Source organism: Sphingomonas sp. TF3 (assembly GCF_003985085.1).
In the GTDB taxonomy this organism is placed as follows: Bacteria; Pseudomonadota; Alphaproteobacteria; order Sphingomonadales; family Sphingomonadaceae; genus Sphingomonas.
This window is the reverse complement of the sequence record NZ_RWKS01000029.1, coordinates 17,007-36,840: the sequence shown is the minus strand read 5'-3', so window position 1 is coordinate 36,840 and position 19,834 is coordinate 17,007. Positions and strand designations below refer to the sequence as shown.

Genomic DNA, 19,834 nt, shown 5'->3' with positions numbered 1-19,834 from the left:
GACATAAGCTACAATCCCACGCTCGCGCTTTCCGAACTCATCGACGAATCTGCCATTGGCGAGATCGGCGGATTGATGATGCTTGCGCGCGTCGATAGCGCAGGTGGGATCACCCTGTTTCCAGGCTATGGCGCAGCCTCAACTGGGGGGAAATTGCCCGCGACGTTCAACGGCAGTCAGTTCGGGGATGTGGGCCAGTTCGAGATCGGGCTTCATCGGGCCTGAAGCTTGAACGCTCCGCGTCATTCCCATCGATGACGCGCCAAAACGCTGTTATTCGAATGGCGCCAGTGTCGGTGTGGGACCGTCATAGACAGGACGCATAACGTCCCAATCGCCACGATGCTCGAGGCGTTCGATTCGGGAACCGTTGAAGCGCGCCCAAGCGTCCAGCATGCGGGCCATGAAGTCCAGCTCGGCCTGCCGCTCGAGGCTCTTGAAGACGTGCAGCAGCGGATAGCCGAGGCGATCCCCGGGCATACGAATCCTGTGGCTTACCACACTCATCCAGACACTGGTGATGTGCGGATAGCCGCTCTCTACATTTTCGAACGCGCTCTTGATCGCATAGCCGATGGCACTTGCGTCGATCATCGGCTCCGCATCGTTCATCAGGATAACGAGACCCCCGGCATCCGGCAGATCCAGCCTCTCTTTGATCGCAGCAATCTGGTCGTTTGCCTTCGGGAGGTGCCGCCGCACCGCACGGCCCGCGACATCGACCATCATCTTGCTCAGGGCTTGATTGTCCGGAAGACCCTCGATGACCTTCGAGACACCAAGCGTGCCAAACACGATCGGCGCGTCCGGCTGCGCAAAACGCTCCTTCAGACCTTGTTCGATCCGGTCCTGTGGATCGGCGTTGATCGTCTTGAGTTCGGCGATGAGCCGGCGTCCACCCAGAAGATAGTCAGCCTTGGTCTGCGATCCATTGATTTGCGCAAAGGCAGCACCATCCAGGGATTCGGTCGCAGGCTCTCGCTCCAGAAACTCCATCATGCGAGCTTCCAAGGGAACAGACGGCTTCTCTGCGGCGGCAAAGGCCAGAAGATCGATATAGAGTTTCTCGACAGCCATGCTTTGCCTTAGCGAATTTACCTGCCGTTGGCTCCGCACTTAACCCGGCTTGTCCCGTTGTCGATCACGTTCGATTTGCTAACCCCGAACCTGGGCTGCGAGCGCTCAATGTCTCGCTGATCAGGAAGCCCTAGCTGCCGGCCGCCCCGTCGAGGCGCTGACGGCTCTCTGCGATGACATCCGCGACGAAACGCGAGCAGGTCGAGAATACAGAATCCGCGCTCGCATCGGCACCGCCATCAAGTCCTTCGAAGCGATGTTGGGTGATGATCTGGAACGGAAGCGCCGGGACGGGATCGGCGCCTTTCCAGAAATTGAAGTGGTCGTTCGCCGCAAAGTGGTCCCGCGGAATCTCGACAATGCTCTGCTGCCGTTCGCCCGGCGGGTTCCAGGCCAGCGCGAGGGCACTGGCACCGCCAGCGATCAACTCCCAATGCTTGCCGCTGTTGGAGATCTCTTTGAGCAGCCAGAGATAGCCCTGATAGGATTTGTGGGCCTCCCGTACCGCCGCGAACAGGTCGAGCCATTGCGGGTCGAGCAGCTTCTCGAGCGGCTTTCGCTTCACCTCATAGGCCGCATCGTCGGGGGCGATCGGGAAATAGAGATTCCTGGGTCTGCCGCTGGAGGCGGCCCGGCTCACCGCTGCGGCGACATGATCGAGCGCATGGATGAGATTATTGGCGATGTCGCTGATGACCGGCTTCATGGCGCGAAGCACCGCGCGATCGAGCACAAGCGTGCCTGTGAAGGTGCCGTCGGGCAGGCGTCCGTGCTTGAGCTGCCAAAGGCTAGCGTTGAGCCGGTTGAAGGCGCCGATATGGTCCTGCGCCCGCCCGTAGAGCAGCTGCGCATCCTCAAGAAGATCGATCGGCGTCATTCCGTGAGGGCCAGTTTGCCTGAAACATATCGCTCGACGTCGCCGAGGTTCAGCAGCGTGATGACGCCGAGCGCCTTGGCCTCCGTGATGCGAGCAGGCAGGTGATGAAGGTCCTCAGCATCGAAGATGATGTGATCGCCATAAGGCGGCCAGATCAACAGGAAGCGGTCCACGGGCTCCACGTCATGTGCCATCCGCGACCAGATTTTCTGCTGCGATACGACGCCGTTGGCACTAGCGAAGGTGAAGCCGGCATCCATCAGCAGCTTGGCGATCCGCATCAGGCAGAGATCGGGAAAGCCAAATTGCTTCCACCCGCTGCGCGGCGCCGGATCATCATGCGTATCGCTACCGGCGGCATGAAAACCAGGCAGCATGCCGACACGTCCGAGAAGACCGCGCTTCAAATATGAGCGGAAGCCCTCATAACCCACGTCAACGATTTCGGCGGCACGCGCGGATGAAACGCGCGGCAGGTCCTTTAGCATGAGCTGCTCCCGCGTACTTGGTTCTGATGACACCAATACCGCGCATAGGGTTTGGTGTCAATAGGACCAAACAGAGATGACCTCGAACAAGTGCCACCTCGGCGAAACGAGCAAGAGGCGATCGATACCGCAGTCAGGTGAATGGGCGCTCACATCGACTCCCAGACCTTGCGCAACGTGCCGGTTGTCGGGACGCCCACCTCATACCAATCCTGACGGTAGATCGCCCGCAACTCTTGCCCAAAGGTGCGCCCTGGCGTCAGCACAACGTCGCCGCCGGGTTCTTTGGTCGCGGCGTTGACCACCATCGCATTCAGCGCCGGAAGGTCGTTCATCAGGCAATAATTGCCCACAATGCCGAGTTGGCGAGAAAGCATGTGGCCGGCCCGGGTATCGGCATACCCCATGCGGAGCGCGAGTTCTCCATAGGTGAGTGTCCGCGCGTTTGAACGCGGTGTCTCTCGTCCGCTCACAAAGCCGGCCAAGATCAACCAAATGCGCTGCGCCTGCACGGGAAGGCGGTCGCCAACCCCGTAACGTCGGATGGCGGGGACGCCGGCTGGGAGTGGGATTGTGCTCATGTGGACATCATGTGCAAAACTGCACCGCTTGTGTCAAGGCGCTCAGTTCGGATAAGCTGAATCGCGTTGACCCTTGGAATCTCTCGCGTTGATTTAGTTTGGATAGCCGGTCGTGCGCTCCTTGCCAGACCTCGGAATTGTTCGTTACTGAGAACCAATAGACCTGCTACCCTGGGGGAAGACCGTGCCGAGCGAAACGCCTCTGGAGATCTCGCTCTTGGCGGAAGACGAGGACGTGGCGACGGAGCTCGGTGCCTTATCCGACGACGCCTTCGTTCAGGGGTCCGCGGGATTCGACGGGTTGGACCAGATCATGGTGACGTTCACCACCGTCGGCCTGCCCCTGGTCGCTGCGATCACCAAGATCGTGCTGGCGCAGATCGACGCCAGAAAGCACGTCAAACTTCGCTACGGCAAGCTCGTTGTCGAAGGCGTTTCCGAGACAAAGGTCGCGGAGCTACTCGACGTGCTGCAGCGCGATGCCGCCCGTTAGCGGCGAGTCGCTTGAACACGCGATCCGTCGCGATCGCTCGCTTCTCCGTCTGGACATCAGCCTCGCAACGCTGACCGCTCCCACACCGTCATCGCTTCCGGAGGGCGTCTGGGTCTCCCACGTGGCCTCGATTGAGGCGCGAAGCCAAGGATTCCGATTCGGCGACGTGAACCTTGTTGTCGTCGACGAGGTCCAGGCTCGCTGGATTCACGCGCTTTGCCTGGCCCGGGAGACATCGCGAAGCAACATCTGGCCGATTTATGTGCTGTTCCACTATCTCGTCCTTCGCCTCGTCGCTTCGGGCCTGCCGCGAGAAGCGCGCCTGTTGAGCGACAGCCTTCGGACGGAAACCCGCCTCGTAGACCGCGACCGGGGCTTCGATACGGCTTCAGCCGGCGCCGAGACATCGGCCATCGAAAAGTTCATTCGCGGGCATGAGCTTGGGCATGTGGCCTACAAACATGGTGGCGCCGATGTAGGGGCGCTTCTGCAGACAGTGCACGCTTGCACCGACGATTTGACGCGCCTGCTGCGGGCGACGTTCAGCGGAGATCGATCCTTGCTTACGGAGCAGGAACAGGACCCGCGCTACGAAGACATCACCCTGTCGATGAAGGACTACATCAACCGCTTCGTGTTTCACGAACGGTCAGAAGACATCGTCAACATCGAGCGCGATCTGCTTTCTCGCGGCGATGCGCGCGGACTGCAAGCCCGCCTGCATCGCTTCGAGGCGTTCGCCGACATCTTCGAGCGCGTCGATTTTCTCGAGGAAGCCTTCTGCGATATCTACGCCTTGGAGTTCCGTCTGCTGGAAGCCGAGGGAGTGCGCACTCTGGCCGAAGACATTGCGCGCGAATGGTGGGCCAATCTTCACGCGATGTTTGCGCTGGCGGCAATGGACAGCCTGACCCGCGATCGCCGCGTCGCGGCCCAGGTTCATGTTTCCAAGAAAGAATTGTTCCGGGGAGTCGTCCTTGACGAACTGCCCGAAGCCGAGGTCGAAGCCCTCTATCAGCAAGTCGAGGAGATCGAAGCGACCCGCGAAGCGGACCGTGCGCGGCTCTTCTATCAGGTTTCAATGATCAAGGTCGTTTACCGACGCGTAGCTCTCATGAACTACATGGAACGCCATCCCCTGCTGGACCGGCTGGAATTTCTCCTGTCGTTGAAGGAAGAGGGAGAAAAGCTCGAACAGCAATTTCTCGGTGCCGGGGCGACACTTCGCTTCAATCTCATGCGCCTGGAAATGGAGCACCAAGCGGGGTTTGGCGACACGCTCGACCCAGCCGAGCGGGAAGACCTGGATCGTCTCTGGGCCGACATTGTTGTTCGCGTGCCGGCAATGGACCAACTCACCGACCGTCCGATGCCGTCAGCCAGTCCGGGTGCGCCGCCGGGACCGCGATACAATTGCGCCTTTTGTGGCTTCGACGTCGCTGAAACGCGCCTGGTCGTCACCAGTGGCCGGGTGTCTATCTGCGATCAATGTGCGTTCGTCGCCGGGGCGGCATTCGCGGCCATGCCAGAAGACCACCCGCGACGCCCGACCGTGAAGTGGTCGATAATGCTCCCGCCGCCGACGACGAGTCCTGAGCGGGCCGATCCCTCCAAACCGCACTGCCAGTTTTGCGAAATGGCGCCAGCGGCCAATGAGCCTTTGGTGACCTCGCAAAACGGAACCGTGATCTGCGCCTATTGCGCTGAGGGTGCCTTGGCGCTTGTCCGGCGCAAGTCGCCGGCCTCTGACCCAGATTACATCTGTGATCAGCAGGCATCCTATGAGCGCTGGGTGAAGCTCGCCGAAGGTGCGTCTTCATCCGAGTTCACAGAAATCGTCATGGGTGGCGCGCAGGCCGCCCTCGACAACATTGAGCGTGCGCGGAACCCGATTTTCCCCGGACGCGAAATGTGGCGGCTCTTCACCGAGCCGACCGCTCAGCCGAACCTCCCATGCGCCTCGGCCGCATAAAAGTTAGACGGGCCCCTTGCCCATACCTGGATGACAGGCGTTCCTCGCTGCTCTGCAGGGCTGACGCTAAACCCGATAATTCGGCGGATCAGGGTCTTAACACCCGAAAATTCAGACAGTTCAAGCTTAAAACTCGCCATTTTTTGGCGATAAGTCTCGTTTTTTCCGCGTATCTTCGACCAGGACAACGTGGTCGTTGGTCGTGGCGGCAGCCGCCAGTAGCCCTGTGACGAACGCGGTCATGCCTGTGTTCGAACGTGGACGACAAGTTCATAAAACGGCAGAGACTGCCCATGCGTTTCGTATCTCACGGCCCATCGATTCCAGGCGAGCTTCTCGCTGCGCGTGACGAAGGCCAGGTCATTTTCTTCTGCGGCTCTGGTGTTTCATTAGCGCGGTCTGGCCTGCCTGATTTCTATGGTCTGGCACGCGCGGTCATCGAGAAGTTGGGCGCGTCGCACACGAGCCGGGCACGAGCGGTGATCGAGGCATCGCTGCGCGTCGGGCACATCGATGGCGTGGGCAGTCTGGTTCCTGCAGACCGCGTGTTTTCGCTCCTCGAACAGGAGTTCAGCGTTGAAGAGGTTCGTCGTGCCGTTGCGGCTTCACTGCGCCCCACCAAGGATGACCTGAGCGCGCATCAGATGCTGCTCGACCTATCCCGCGGTACCGACGGAGTGGCGCGTCTTGTCACAACGAATTTCGATCCTCTCTTCGAAGCGGCCGACCCTGGCCTTGCACGGCATGGACCACCAGATCTTCCAGATCCGGCCCGTTCGAACCGGTTTTCCGGCATCGTCCATCTTCATGGCCGAATTGGCGATGACTATGCCGATCCATTGGACGACGAGTTTGTCCTCTCGAGCGCCGATTTTGGCCGTGCCTATCTTTCGGACGGTTGGGCGACGCGGTTCATTCGCTCGCTGCTCGCACGCTATCAATTGGTTTTTGTCGGCTACACGGCGGACGATCCGCCCGTGCAGTATTTGCTGGAAGCCTTGGGCAGGCCTGGGCTTGCCCCAAACCGCATTTATGCGTTCCAAGCCGGCGAAGACGATCAAGCGCGCGCTTTATGGTCTCACAAGGGCGTCGATGCGATCGCCTATGATGCGGCGAATCACCACAAAGCACTCTGGGATACGTTATCGGCTTGGGCTCAACGGGCGCGAGCGCCCGAGGCCTGGCGCTCGGCCGTCTTGGAAGATGCCAAAGCAGGCCCGACAGGACTTGCCCCCCATGTGCGAGGCCAGGTTGCGCATGTGGCGTCAACGACCGTGGGCGCGAAACAGATCGCGCGATTGGGCGCAGCCCTTCCCGCTGAGTGGCTTTGCGTTTTTGATCCACACTCTCGCTACGCGACAGTTGGACAAGAAGGCTACGAACCTGATGCACCGATCGTTGACCCGTTCGAGCTCTGGGGTCTCGACAGCGATATACCGCCCCCGGCGCACAAGCGTGACGATCGTAGTACGAGGCGCGAAGTCCCAGCCGACGCATGGAGCGCGTTTCATCTTACCCGCCGCGACCGCACCGAGCTCGACCCGGGTGCAGCGCCCCACTTCTATGGGGGCAGCGCAGCTCAGGTTGGACTCCTGCCGCAGCGCCTGCGTTCTTTGGGCGAGTGGGTTGTCTCCGTCGCGCACGAGCCCGCGACAATGTGGTGGGCTGCCGAGAAAATCGGGCTTCATCCGGCCATCTCTGGCAAGATCGTCGGCGCACTTGAGGCCACTCCCGGCACATCATCGTCAGAGTATCGGGAGGGATGGCGGCTCCTGGTCTCCCAGTCCGAACGTATATCGTCAGAGCACGCGACCTTCCCCTTCTATCGCCTCGACGAGACAATAAAGGTTGATGGATGGTCAAATGACCGCGCGCGGGAGCTCGCCGCACTGCGTCGGCCACGACTGAGGATTTCGCGTGCGCTTGGGTCATGGCGCCCGCCGTCCGCACCAGGGAAACTGCATCATCTGCTCAATTTCGATCTGGACTATCCCGACGCCGATGTTCTGCGCGAAATTCCGGACAATTTCTTGGAAGTCTATGAGCGGGCGCTTTCGGCGACCATCGATGCCGCATGCGCGCTGATCAACATGGTGCGGTTCGGCTACTATTCCCTTGGCCCTTTCACCCAGCCGGAACCCGATCCCAATGGGAACGACGCGATCGGGGACGACCTAACCGCGCTTTTCCGCGATTGGATCGCCGTGCTGGATCGCCTGGCTGCGCTCAAGCCGACGATTGTCGCGGCCGAGCTTGGAAACTGGCTCCGTCGATCCGAACCCCCGTTCGTGCGCGCGACGATCTGGGCCGCGGGAAAGGACGTGATGGCGCCCGCAGAGGCGGGCAGGATTCTTACCGAACTCGATCAGGAGAATTTCTGGGATCGCGATCATCAACGCGACCTACTCCATACCCTTGCGAAACGATGGTCCGAGCTACCCATCGAAACGCGCACCGCGATCGGGCAGCGACTACTCGACGGCCCTGCCCCGAGCGATGATGATGTTCCACAGGAGCATCTCGAACGAGCCGCGTGGTATTCCCTCGAACGAATTCAATGGCTCCTCGACCGAGGCTGCGCCTTCGAATTCGATGCTGACCGGGAAATCGCTCGCCTCAAAGCGATCCAGCCGAAATGGACGGCGGCGAGTGCCCACGCCGCTGACGAATCCAATGAGGCGACGACAGGGATGGTCACGTTCGACACCGATCCGACTCCTCTCCTCGACATTCCCCTCGGGGAAGTTCTCGCCAGGGCCCGATCGGTCAGTGGCCGCCACGTCGATATGTTTCACGAGGCTCGTCCCTTCGCCGGACTTGTCGAACAGCGCCCAGCACGGGCACTCGCCGCGCTCAGGCGTGCGACCTTCAACGACGAGCAATGGGCTTGGCGCTCTTTCCTCGAGACGGATAATCGCAAGAACGACTCAACGCGCCTCTCCCGTACCATTGGAGCTAGTCTTCTAGCGCTCGAAGGGGGGGAACTGGCGCAGATCGTTCGTCCCGCCACACGCTGGTTCGAGGCTGCATATGATAAGCTGAGCGGCACCCTCGACGGACTAGTCGATCGCCTTTGGGAAGCTTTGATCAGCGCGATGCGATCCTACCCCGCACTTTCCGGGTCGGGCGTCCTGGTCACGGGTGCTAAGGATCATGACTGGGTTCTGGAGGCGATCAATTCTCCAGCTGGACGGCTCGCCGACCTCGCCGTCCACAAATCGACGTCGACCGATGCCGGTGGGGACATCGCGCCAATTTGGCTTGAGCGCCTGACGGCATTGCTGGCGCTGCCCGGCGACGTCGGCCTGCACGCGCTCGTGCTCGCCATGAACAACGTGAACTATCTGTATGCCCGCGCACCAGGTTGGAGCGACGCGCATCTGCTCGCAACACGGCTTGCCGACGAAAGTCGCGATGCATTTTGGTCGGGCCTGTTCAGAGCAAAGGGTCTCACCCCATCGCTGTTTGCGATACTGGGTCCCGAGCTCCCCGCGCTCGCGGCGGAACGGCGATCAGGACGCGGATGGAACACCGCTCTTGCAGCATTCCTTCTCTGGGCGTGGAGCGGGACAGAAGTCCGTGCGTCGGGCAACGCTATTTCGGATGCGAGTTTGCGCGAAGCGCTGCTCACCGGCCCTGAAGAGCTGCGCCTGCAATTGCTTAGTACTAGTCAACGCTGGATGCAGACGCCGGACAGTACTTGGGATGAGCGGGCACTCGATCTTATCGAACATGTCTGGCCAAGGCAGCAGGCCGCTCGATCGCAACCCGTGGCCAATGCGGTTGCGCGGTATATCCTCGCCGGGGGTGCCCTTTTCCCGCGCCTAGTCGAGGCTGGGCGCGATCTCATCGTTCCCGTAGGGCGCGATCTCATGTGGCTCATGGACGCCAGCCGCGCTGAGAAACTTGCCGCAGAGTTCCCCGACGCGTTGTTGAATTTCCTGATCGCTGTGCTGCCGGAGAACGCGGAATTCTGGCCGTACCGGACGGAGAAGGTGATCGAAGCCCTCGGTAACGGCGATTATGCTCACGATTCCCGGCTGCAGGATTTGCGGCGTCGGCTCTCTGCGCGCTGATCGTTTAACCTGCCAACATTCTAATGCGGTACAACCAATCCTATCCCGCCGAACGTCGCATAGTCCGCTTGGCTTGCCGTTGCCGTCGAGGCAAACGACGCCGCGACGTCGCCGGCCGCGCCCGAAACCGGCTGTCGATCTCTTCGAGCGTCTCCATCGCCGCGTAGGATTCGATTTCGATCAGGAGCTCGAACAGCGACGTGCCAACGTCGCGTGTTTCCGGCCCCAATCGGTGAAGCGTGACAGCCAGATTGACGAGGTCGGCAGCGGCCAAGGCCGTGCTTGTCTGAATATTGCCGAGGTCATCGCGCCAATGCTCGATCAGACGCTCGGACAGCCGAGCAACCAAAAGGGCCTGGTGCGGCAGCAGCGACGCAAGCCGCTCCACGACAAAGGTGGCGTCGACCTGGACCCCGCCGGTGAGGCGATCGGCGATCGTCGTCAGAAGAGCGGCCGTTTCGGCATCGGGTGAAAGCTCGTCCACCATCCGGAAAACGTCGAAGACCGCCGGCCATACGGCGCCAGGTCCGCGCTCCAGTCCACGGACGAGGATCGGGTTTGCGTGTGACCGATGCTTCGGATCGACCCATAGATTGGCGGCCGAATGCACAGCGCCGACGCGCGCATCGGCCATCGCTTCGTCGTCGAGGAGAATCTCAAGGCGCGTGCGCGCCCAATCAAGTGCAGGCTGCACGACGGCGGCGATAGCCACAATCTCGCCATAGGCCATCCGGGCTCGACGGCTGCTCGAATCCCGCCAGCGGTCAAGCTGCGCTTCCACGAATGCAGCTTCATGCCAATGTGCGTTTGCGAGATAATGCGCCGCCATCTTGGTCCCCACGAGGCCAGGCACCTCGTTGAACAACCGCTCCAGAAACGCCGTTCGGCGCGCCGGATCGGCGGTTTCGACATGGGGCAGGAACAGCAGCAAATGATCCCAATTCTCGACGGTTTTGTCGCAGGCCAGATAGCGCTCCAGCGTGTCGATCAGTCGGTCGCCCTCCTTCCGGGCCAACCGAGCCCGTGTGAGCGCTTCGACAATCGGATAGGAACCGCCCGGCACAATAGACAAACCGCCGTGCCCCCAGACCAGGCTCTCGTGAAGACTGTCGCCGTCGGATTCGGACGTCTCTGTTAGGTCATCAACCGCGCTATCGAAGATGTCCTCATCGTCCGACGCATCCTCGCCATCTTCGGAATCCTTTGGCGCTGGCTCCACGAGCCACCGTTCGAGCAACTCCAAAATGGCATCGGGGACCGGCTCTTTGCGCCGCACCAGCTTCTCGATGGCACGCGCCGCGGATCCACGAAATTCTTCCCCGTCAAAGCCGCGATTGGTGACGTCGCTCAGTAGCGCGATCACATCGTCGCCGCTGGCGCTCTCCGCCATCGCGTCGAGCGCGTACCCGGCGGCGCGGGTGCCGGTGTCGGGTCCAAGACGATCGAGTATACGGCGCGCGCGGGCCGGATCCTGCGCGGCGAAGGTCGCAAACTCGCGCGATAGCTGAATGTTGCCCCCAACCATGAAGCTCCGGGGGTGATCCCACCCCGTCACGTCAGGCAATGCCTCAAAGGCCCCGACCACATCGTCATCGCTGGCGCGCGCGATCACATCGGCATCCATCGGCGAACCGATCATCCGCGCTTCGGTGAAGCGAGAGCCAATGTCGCGAGTCCCAAAGACACGTTGCTCTTCGGCGACGCGGCGGCGCGCGGCGGCACTCATCTGGTGTTTCGGGAGGGCTCGCAGCAAGTCGAGCTGGACGCGACGAACCGCGCGTCCCCAAGAACGGCGTTCTTCCGGTTTCGTCTGGTCTCGCGGAGGCGGCGGCGCAAAACTGGTCACCGCCGCCTCGAAGCGTGCCACGTCATCCGGTGTCAAATAAGGGGCGGCGGCCGCGACCAGTCCCTTTGTCGTGCTGCTCAACGTCCCGGCGGTGCCAAGACAGAAACGGCGCGGATCATCGAGAAGATAGGCCAATGCCTCCTTGGCATAGACCTCGGGGAGATGGGCGAAGGCGTGAGCAACGAGCCGCTGCACTGGTGCCAGCGCGATCCCGATCTGGACATTTGCCCAAGCAAGAAACGCGTCTTTGTCGGTCGCGGCCCATTGCTCGACCGCGACGCGAAGCGCGTGCAGCAGCACCGGCTCGGGCAGGCTATCGCCCTGCTCTTCGTCGAACTGGAAGTGGCCCTCGCTCGGCAATGGATAACCGAGATAACCTTCACGCTCCTCGGCAAAGCGCGCGAGCGTTTCGAACGCCGAGCGAAACCAGGGCCAGAGCGTGTCGAGAAAGACGACCGGAGACTGCTCAGCCAGCGCGGGCAGGCTGTCCCACTCCTGCCGCTCCTCGATCAGTTTTTTGATCGGATCGCGCGGGTCGTTTTTGATGAACCACACAAAGTGGTCCTCATGTTTCTCGAATTTGGGCTTGGGGACCTTGGCCTTCTCGGCCGCCTCGCCCTCCGCGATGCGGAGTTGCCGCTCAAGCCGCGTTCGCACCAATCGCAATGCCTGCTCGGGATGGTCGATCCCGATCGTCGCCACGACATGATCGATCATCATCGGCGCGATGTCGGTACGCGCGACAATAGTGCAGGCTATGTCGGTGACCTCATCGGTCCAATCGGCCGCGTTCTGAACCACGACCCAAGCGCGAGCGTCATAGGCCGGGTCCGGCAACCATCGATCCGCTACCAGTGCCGCCACTTTCCCCGACGCAAAAGGCCACGCGCGGGACAGCACCTCGATCATCCGATCCGCTGACCGGTAGTCCGCCGTCATCGCCTCACTGATGAAGCTATGGGCAAACCGCTCGAACCAGCCGCGACTACCGCTCAGGGCGCGGAAGGCGCGCCAGCGTTCAGCCGGAAGCACGAGCGCCTGCTCCATCAGCAGCGCCTCGCGATCCGTCGGCGCGGCCTCATGGCCAAGGAAGTCGATCAACAGGAAGCGGAGATGCCGGCGCAGATCCGGCGCGGTCCAGATCGCTTCGAGCTCGACTTGATAGGCGTTGCGATCGACGCCGCGCAGATAGGTAAGCCCGGCCCACAGCTTCGGCCGCAGGAACAGCGAACTTTGCCGCTCAAGCACATATTTCGAGAGCCGTCCGGACTCGCGAGCGAAGCTGCGCGCGAGTGCGAAATCGAACAATGTCTGATGACTGAAGCCGAGACTGCCATCGACTGCGGTCAGAATGCCGACGGCTTCGAGTGCCTTCAGGTCGGCACGGTGATCATCGAACCGGGCGGCGGCCAGCCATAGGCTTTCCTCCTGGGCCATATGGTCCGCGATATCGGCAAGCAGCCGGGCGCGGCGAGGACCCTCGTCGCCCGCCAGAACCCGCTCCTCCCAAAGCCGCTCGAGCATCGCCTGGTAGCTGTCGAATGGTTCGGATTCGCGGCTGCTGCGAAGCTGGAGGTAGATCGACAAAGCCTGCGGCGTGCGCATCAGTTCCTGTGCATCGGGCGGCCAGCCGCCCGCCTGCACGCCGTGCTGATCGAGCAGCTCGACCACTTTACTCCAGGGCGGCAGCGCCAGCGCGACCTGTTCGGCCTGAACCGCGCGCAGCCTCGTGTCGTGGTTGAACTCGAAAAGCCGGGCCGAGAGGATGACGTGGACGTTGTCGAGCCTGCCGACCCGCCGCACGAGATTGAGCAAAAGGCTGAGCCGCGCCGTCCGAATATCGAGATAGTCCGCAAGTGCATCGAGCTGGTCGATAATCACCAGGATGGGGCGGAATGTCGCGACCTGTTCGATGACGGTGCCGGCCGACCTGTCCAGCCCGAGCCGATCCCTCAGATCGGCGTCGGTTGCGATATCGGGGTCGAGCGCGTCCGCCTTGATGCCAAGGACCGGCCACCCGCGCTCGACATAGCGGTGCGCCAGTGCTGCCAGCAGGGCCGATTTACCAGCACCCGGCGGCCCCAGCACAACGCTGGTGCTCGACACTTGGCCTTCGATCCGCTCGACCAACATCTCCAGTTCGGGGCGTTCGATCCATTCGCCATCAGGCAGCGTCTGCGGCCACGCCATAAGGTCGGCCGATGCGGCCACCAGATTCGCCATCGAGGCGTCGAGCGCTTCGGCATCGGCCACAGCCATCACACCGATCAGCTCGACATTCGCCTTGGTCAGCAGTCCTTCCCGCAACTCGGTTCTGCTGACCGCTCGCAGCGCCCCTGTTGGGTCGGCGACGAACAGCCGTACCGAGCCCGCCGCCGTCCGAACCACCAGGATATCATCCGTGCCGCAGATTTCTCGCAGCGTTGTCTGTAGCGTCGCGATCCATTCCGGCGTCGCCTCCTCCATCCGCGCGTTGAGGTTGATCACCACATCCGCGCTAACAGGTGGCTCCGGTTTCGCTGTGACAGGCTCGGGCCCCGTGGCCGCGACGTCGGGCGTGGTATCAGCCGCGACCTCTATAACCGACGTGACCGGTGTTTCCGGCGCACCGAGCTGCACCGCCGCCGTGTCGCCGCTGCTACCCGATCGCGGATAAATCTGACCCCAATGGCTCAACATCTCGAACGCGAACGCCGCCGCGTGCGCCGCCGCGATCGGTTGCCGAAGCGCGTCGTCCTCCGGCGACTTTCCCTGCGTCATGTCCGAGACGCCGCGGACGACTATGCCGGGTGTCCGTTCCCGGCTGGCAGCGTAGATCGCCCCATAGCCTTCCATTTCGACGACGTAGGTATCGCCATAATCCTCGGCGATCAGCGCCTCGAGTTCACTTTTGGGATCGTCGAGAACCGCCTCGATCGACGCGATCGGCTTCACCAGGCCGACCGGCGGATAATCGACTGGATAGGCATCGCGCGGCGGCAGGACGCAGTCGAGCGGATCGCGAATGCGGCTCGGCCAGCCCTTCTTTTCCCGCCGGACTTTTTTGGCGATGCCGATCAGACGGCTGTCCGGCTGAAATGAGCGGGGCCGGCTGGACCGACCTTTCGGTCCGTATTTGGCGCTGTACGGCATGTAGACATGCTCGGAGGCAACCACGCTTCCGATCGGCGCCTCTTCCTTGCGTGAGCCGCCGACACCAACCAGAATCATCACCTCGAAGGGGGCAAACGCTCGGTGGGCATAGCTGACAGCGCTGAGCGCCGCGTGTGTGCCTTCTCCCGTTTCGGTAACAACCACCAGCCAGTCCTGACCGAGATCGGAGAAGCCGCCGCATTCATAGACGGCACCGTCCTCGCCGCTGACGGAGCCCAGATGATCGATATGGCTTTGGACCGCCTCCATCTCGAGCATCATTGCGGTCACGACAAATGCGCGGCGCATGCCGCGCCGGTCTGCTTCCTCCAAGATGTCGGCAGCAGACCTGTACGTCATGGCGAGGGCATGATCCTGCGCATGAAGCTGTCGAACAGCGGTACCGTGAAGGCGGTGTCGCCATGCGCGGGGCTGTACAGCATGCCCTTCGCGATCAGGGCATTGCGGATCGGGGCGACGGTGGTCACCTGGCGGCCGAGCTGCGCGGCGACATCGCCGGAGCGATGCGGTCCCGGGCCAAGCTCCGCCATCGCCCGCATATAACCCTTTTCGGCCGGGGTCAGCCGGTCGAAGCGTACCCTGAAGAAACTCGCGTCCAGATCGGCCAGCGCTTCATCGGTTGCCCGGCGAGCATCGTCGCCATCGATCGGGGAATCGTCCGCCACGTTCCAGCTATGCTTGCCCCATTCCTGAAGGAAATAGGGATAGCCGCTGCTCTTATCGAGGATGATGCCGACCGCTTCGTCGGAGAACTCGACACCCTCACGCAGCGCCGGAAGGCGGAGCGCATCGCGGGCAGCAGCGGCGTCGAGCCGGTCGATCGAGATGAACTCGAACAGCCGCTCCGCGTAGGATTTGGCGCGGCCCATCGAGCCCAAGAGCTGCGGAAGGCCGGCGGCCACCATGGTGATCGGGAGTTGCGCCTGATTGGCACTGTGCAACGCCATGATCAGCGCGGCGAGTTGGTCTTCCGGCACATATTGAAGTTCATCAGCAAACAGGACCACGGCTGTGCCTCGCTCCGCAGCCGCTTCTGCCACTGCGGCGATCAGGTCAGCCAAGTCCGTGTCGAGATCGCCGCTATCGGCGAGGCCGTGCTCAGGATCGATATCGAGGCCAACCTCGATATCGGCGTATTTAATCTTCAATGCGCCTGCGAAACCAGCAAGCGCCTTCATCGCCCGACCCAAGCCGGCTTTGGCGGCGTCGATCCGGCGCAGCCGGAAGAGTGCGGCCCGCAGGGCAGGGGCGAGCAGCGCGGGCAGTGATCGTTCTTCCGGTGCCTCGATTCGCACGCTGGCGATCCCGCGCGTCTCGGCGTCGAGCCGAATCCGGTTCAGCAAGACGGTTTTGCCGACCCCGCGCAATCCATAGAGCACGACACTCCGCGCTGACCGCCCGGCACGAATCCGATCGAGCGCGACCGCAGCCCGTTCGATGATGTCGTCGCGCCCCGCCAGTTCAGGCGGCGGCGTGCCAGCGCCTGGCGCATAGGGGTTGAGGCGAGCGTCCAATTCGAGAAACCTTAGGCTAGTTTATCTTATAACGCTAATATGGGGTAAGCTCCCCATAATCAATGGCCGGGCGCGGCCGTGTCGGGAAACAGGTTGAGCGAGCGCCGCACCGTCGCGACCAGTGCTTCGACGAACGGAGCGGGCTCTGCCGCCGACCACGTCACCGTCGTGCAATGATTGGTGTCGAAATGCGTTTTCGCGGCATCGAACTTCGATTGCTCGCACAGATAGATCACCGGTTTGCCGAGGCCCTCGGCGTACCCCGCCTCCCAATAGGCGCCAGCATTGTCGTGGGTGAGATCGACCAGCACAAAGGCCGCATCGCGAATCTGTGCTCGCAGAATGTTGTCGATGACGCCCGCCCGCGAGACGTTGCGCAGGTCAACGAGATCGAAGCCGATCGCATCGCGGATCGCGGGTTTCACCACGGCTTCGACGAACGGATCGAGCACCGCATCGCCGAACTTCATCGCGATGAAGCCGTAGCGGCCAGCAAACTTACCGCGCTTCTCGGCTTCGTAGCGCTCCCACCCCTCCAGCGAGAGGCCGAACAGCGTGCCCTGGAGGACACCGACATCCCGGGGATTTGGCACGCTCGCTTTATCGACCGCCGTGACCAGGCCGCGCTCACGAACCTCCTTCAGAAGCGCATCGAACATGGTCCGGTTGAAGGCCCCGACGAGCGGCGTATCGACGACATCGTCAAGGAAGCATCCTTCGCCGGTCTCCGCCATGACATCGCCAATATGCGCGATGAGGTTGGCGACTTGCGTCGCGGGCGTCGGCAATCGCGCGCTTGGCAAGAAGCGCTCCATCCAATCGGTCGTGATCATCAGAGGCGATGTCCCACGCGATGCCGTTCGCAACGCATGGCTGAGCGCCGAGCGTTGGAGGGCGGTGAGGCGATGACGATCGGGCTCGAACCATGTCACCAGGGCCGTCCGGCTAATCTCGAACGCACCACAACCGTCGCAATCGAATGCGGACGCATCGCGAGGCGTCGCGCGCTCTCGGCATCGGCCGAACGCCCCTTGGCACACCGGACAGGTCGTCAAACCCTGCATCGAAGACTATCCCTCATTCAACGGATGCTCGTTCGTTCGTTCGTGATCATGCCCTCGCACTCTGCCGAACTGTTACCAAGCCCTGCGTTCCGCCAAGGCCACCGACCAGCAGCGATGGTGCGGCGATCGAGAACAGGCTCGCTGCCGGCATCGACTTTACCGCGCTTCCGTCGAGCAATACCGCGATCTCCGCAGAAACCCGCTCAACGGCAGACTGCACGGCCTCGTCCAGATGGACGTACCGGCTGGTCACCGAGCCAGCGGCATGCCCCAGCATCGCCGCGATCGTCAGCTCGGAATAGCCAAGCTCGCCGGCCATGCTGCCGAACGTATGCCGCAGCGTATGCGCGGTGACATCGTTCCAGCCGAGACGCTTGCAGATCCGGCCAAGCACGCCATCAGCCGCGATGAAATGCGTCTGCCCGCCATCGGACGGGAATACATAGGGACTTCCCTCAAGCGCGGGCTGACCGCGCAGCACTTTGAGTGCCGATTTGCCGATGATGCGGATTTGGGCTCCGGTCTTGGTATCGCCAAAGGCAACATAGCCATCATCCGAGATCCAGGGCCGCTGAACGCCCTGCGCTTCGTTCAACCGTAATCCGGTAAGAACAAGGAGCCGGACGATCGCCAGGCCAACCGGATGTTCCACAGACTCCAGCTCTCGCAGAGCGTTTCCCAACTCCGAAATCTCCGCGCGGCTCAAACGCCGCGTCCGCTTCTGATCGGGGAACTTACGCACGCCGGTCGCGGGATTGTCCTCGATCAGACCGTGGCGCTTCGCATGCGCAAAGATACTGTGCAGCGTCGTGACGGATCGGGATGCCGCACCTTTCCCGCCCACCGTCTTGCGTCCGCGACCTTCGCCCCGCGGCTTTGCGGTTTTCCCGGCCGCAATATCTGTCTGCATCGCCTCGATATCGGCGAGTATCAGTGCGGCGACCGGGCGTCGGCCCAAAAGTGGGCGGATATGGGTCTCGACGCGGCTGCGGTCCATGTACAGCGTCGATGCCTTGATGGGCTGTCGTTTGCGGCCCAGAAGCCGGCCCGCTGCGGCCTCGGTCAAATACCAATCACAGACGGCGCCGACCGTCAGGCCCTCTCTCGCCGCGCGCTTCTCATCCGCAGGATCCTCTCCCTTGGCGATTTCTCCGAGCTTGATACGAGCATCGTCGCGCGCTTGCTCCAGCGTCATCACGCCGTAGCGGCCCAAGACCAAACGCCGCTTTCTGCGCTCGGCATTGCGATACTGAAGGACAAAGGATTTCGTACCAGCGCCCTCAATCTTACATCCGAAGCCGCGCAATTCTCCGTCCCACAGGAACGTCGGACGCCCCTTCACTGGCTCGCAGGAATCAATCATGCGCTTCGTCAAACGTCTCGGTTCAGCCACGCCAGCCTCCACTGCCTGTGCCGCGATCGCTACCCGCCCAAACATTCGTAGGCAACTGGCTACGCTCAAATCCAATTCGTATCCACACGAAAGCGAAAGAACGGCGGCAGCTGGATATATAAAGGGCGGTGGGCGTCCTATCAATATCATGTTTTAATTGAGTTATTCGTGATATCGGCTATGGACGAGAAAGTTTGGAAATGGGGTTGTTTCGTGTTGGTAAGGCTGAGGTCGTGAGTTCAATCCTCACCGGCAGCACCATTTCTCTTTCGAGAAATCACGCGGTTAGAAATAAGATTTCGCCTTCGGGCGACACCTGCGGGTGCGATGCGCGGTCCGTTCGTGTGCGGCTTTTTTCGCGCGACGGCTTTTCCGCGCAAAGATTGGGGGCGAGGGCTTAAATCCCTTCGCCACCTCAATCGACTTCGGTGCGTAGACCTGCGCCGTCTAACGATCGGCCGCAACGCAATCCTGCCGCTGTTCGCCCAGGCCATCGATGCCGAGGCGGATGCTATCGCCAGCCTTGAGGTACCAGGGTACGGGCTTCTGCCCCAGGCCGACGCCCGGCGGCGTGCCGGTGGTGATGATGTCGCCGGGTTCGAGCTCCATGAATTGCGAACAATATGCGACGATCTCGGCGACCGAGAAGATCATCGTCGCGGTGGTGCCATGCTGGACCCGCTTGCCGTTCACCTCCAGCCACAGCCCGAGCGCCTGCGGATCGCTGACCTCGTCGGTGGTGACCAGCCACGGCCCGACCGGGCCGAAGGTGGGGAACCCCTTGCCCTTGTCCCAGGTTGGCCCGCGTTCCAGCTGCCATTGGCGCTCCGACACATCGTTGACGACGCAATAGCCAGCGACATGCGTCAGCGCGTCGCTTTCCGAAACAGTGTAGGCGCGCGAACCGATGACGACGCCGAGCTCAACTTCCCAGTCGGTCTTGATCGACCCGCGCGGGATGACGACGGGATCGTTGGCCCCCTGCAGGCAGTTGACCCATTTGTTGAACACGACCGGCTCGGAAGGGATCGGCAAGTTCGATTCGGCGGCGTGATCGGCATAGTTCAGCCCGATCGCGATGAACTTCCGCGTACCAGCGACCGGCACGCCATAGCGTGCGCCTTCCGGTGCAAACGGCAAGGCTTCGACATCGACCGCACGCAGCTGCGCGAGACCGCTGGCAGACAGCGCGCTGGCGTCGATGTCGGCGACGACGCCCGACAGATCGCGGATGCGACCGGCTACGTCGACGATCCCCGGCCGCTCTTCACCCGGCGCACCAAATCGGCAAAGCTTCATG

13 protein-coding genes are annotated in these 19,834 nt (G+C 62.1%); 4 read left to right on the top strand and 9 right to left on the bottom strand.

Features of this window, described 5'->3' with window-relative positions:
• Window positions 1–225: hypothetical protein (locus EJC47_RS21095; protein WP_185867722.1), on the top strand; the 225-nt coding region annotated here is incomplete at its 5' end.
• Window positions 226–273: 48 nt separating this feature from the next.
• On the opposite strand, the gene EJC47_RS18455 is transcribed toward EJC47_RS21095, so the two are convergent.
• The 4 genes from EJC47_RS18455 to EJC47_RS18440 form a co-directional block, all read right to left on the bottom strand.
• Complete coding sequence (locus EJC47_RS18455) at window positions 274–1,077, bottom strand: hypothetical protein (RefSeq protein WP_126849238.1); 804 nt, start codon at window positions 1,075–1,077, stop codon at window positions 274–276.
• Window positions 1,078–1,207: 130 nt separating this feature from the next.
• Window positions 1,208–1,954, bottom strand: a complete 747-nt coding sequence (locus EJC47_RS18450; RefSeq protein ID WP_126849237.1) for a hypothetical protein — start codon at window positions 1,952–1,954, stop codon at window positions 1,208–1,210.
• Window positions 1,951–2,442, bottom strand: coding sequence for a hypothetical protein (locus tag EJC47_RS18445; protein ID WP_126849236.1), 492 nt, complete (start codon window positions 2,440–2,442; stop codon window positions 1,951–1,953). Before EJC47_RS18445 ends, EJC47_RS18450 begins: the two co-directional genes overlap by 4 nt.
• A gap of 149 nt (window positions 2,443–2,591) precedes the next feature.
• On the bottom strand, window positions 2,592–2,849 hold the full coding sequence (locus EJC47_RS18440) for a hypothetical protein (protein ID WP_126849235.1): 258 nt from the start codon (window positions 2,847–2,849) through the stop codon (window positions 2,592–2,594).
• Between the two features lie 358 nt (window positions 2,850–3,207).
• On the opposite strand from EJC47_RS18440, the gene EJC47_RS18435 reads away from it, so the two are divergent.
• The 3 genes from EJC47_RS18435 (at window position 3,208) to EJC47_RS18425 (ending at window position 9,564) form a co-directional block, all read left to right on the top strand.
• Window positions 3,208–3,516, top strand: coding sequence for a hypothetical protein (locus EJC47_RS18435; protein ID WP_126849234.1), 309 nt, complete (start codon window positions 3,208–3,210; stop codon window positions 3,514–3,516).
• A complete protein-coding gene (locus EJC47_RS18430) occupies window positions 3,503–5,488 on the top strand; it encodes a hypothetical protein (protein WP_126849233.1) in 1,986 nt (661 codons plus the stop codon). Before EJC47_RS18435 ends, EJC47_RS18430 begins: the two co-directional genes overlap by 14 nt.
• A gap of 293 nt (window positions 5,489–5,781) precedes the next feature.
• Window positions 5,782–9,564: an SIR2 family protein gene (locus EJC47_RS18425; protein WP_126849232.1), complete on the top strand. Its 3,783-nt coding sequence runs from the start codon at window positions 5,782–5,784 to the stop codon at window positions 9,562–9,564.
• Between the two features lie 40 nt (window positions 9,565–9,604).
• On the opposite strand, the gene EJC47_RS18420 is transcribed toward EJC47_RS18425, so the two are convergent.
• The 5 genes from EJC47_RS18420 to EJC47_RS18400 all read right to left on the bottom strand — a co-directional run bounded on the left by EJC47_RS18420 (window position 9,605) and on the right by EJC47_RS18400 (window position 19,833).
• Entirely contained in the window at window positions 9,605–14,902 is a 5,298-nt protein-coding gene (locus EJC47_RS18420) for a phosphorylase family protein (protein WP_126849231.1), read from the bottom strand.
• Window positions 14,899–16,077 carry an ATP-binding protein gene (locus tag EJC47_RS18415; RefSeq protein ID WP_126849230.1) on the bottom strand — a complete coding sequence of 393 codons (1,179 nt, stop codon included), beginning with the start codon at window positions 16,075–16,077 and terminating at the stop codon, window positions 14,899–14,901. Before EJC47_RS18415 ends, EJC47_RS18420 begins: the two co-directional genes overlap by 4 nt.
• Window positions 16,078–16,136: 59 nt before the next feature.
• Window positions 16,137–16,910, bottom strand: coding sequence for a hypothetical protein (locus tag EJC47_RS18410; RefSeq protein ID WP_126849229.1), 774 nt, complete (start codon window positions 16,908–16,910; stop codon window positions 16,137–16,139).
• 277 nt (window positions 16,911–17,187) lie between these two features.
• Entirely contained in the window at window positions 17,188–18,516 is a 1,329-nt protein-coding gene (locus EJC47_RS18405) for a tyrosine-type recombinase/integrase (RefSeq protein ID WP_260591659.1), read from the bottom strand.
• Window positions 18,517–18,981: 465 nt separating this feature from the next.
• Window positions 18,982–19,833, bottom strand: coding sequence for a fumarylacetoacetate hydrolase family protein (locus EJC47_RS18400; protein ID WP_033966187.1), 852 nt, complete (start codon window positions 19,831–19,833; stop codon window positions 18,982–18,984).
• Window position 19,834 lies beyond the last annotated feature (1 nt).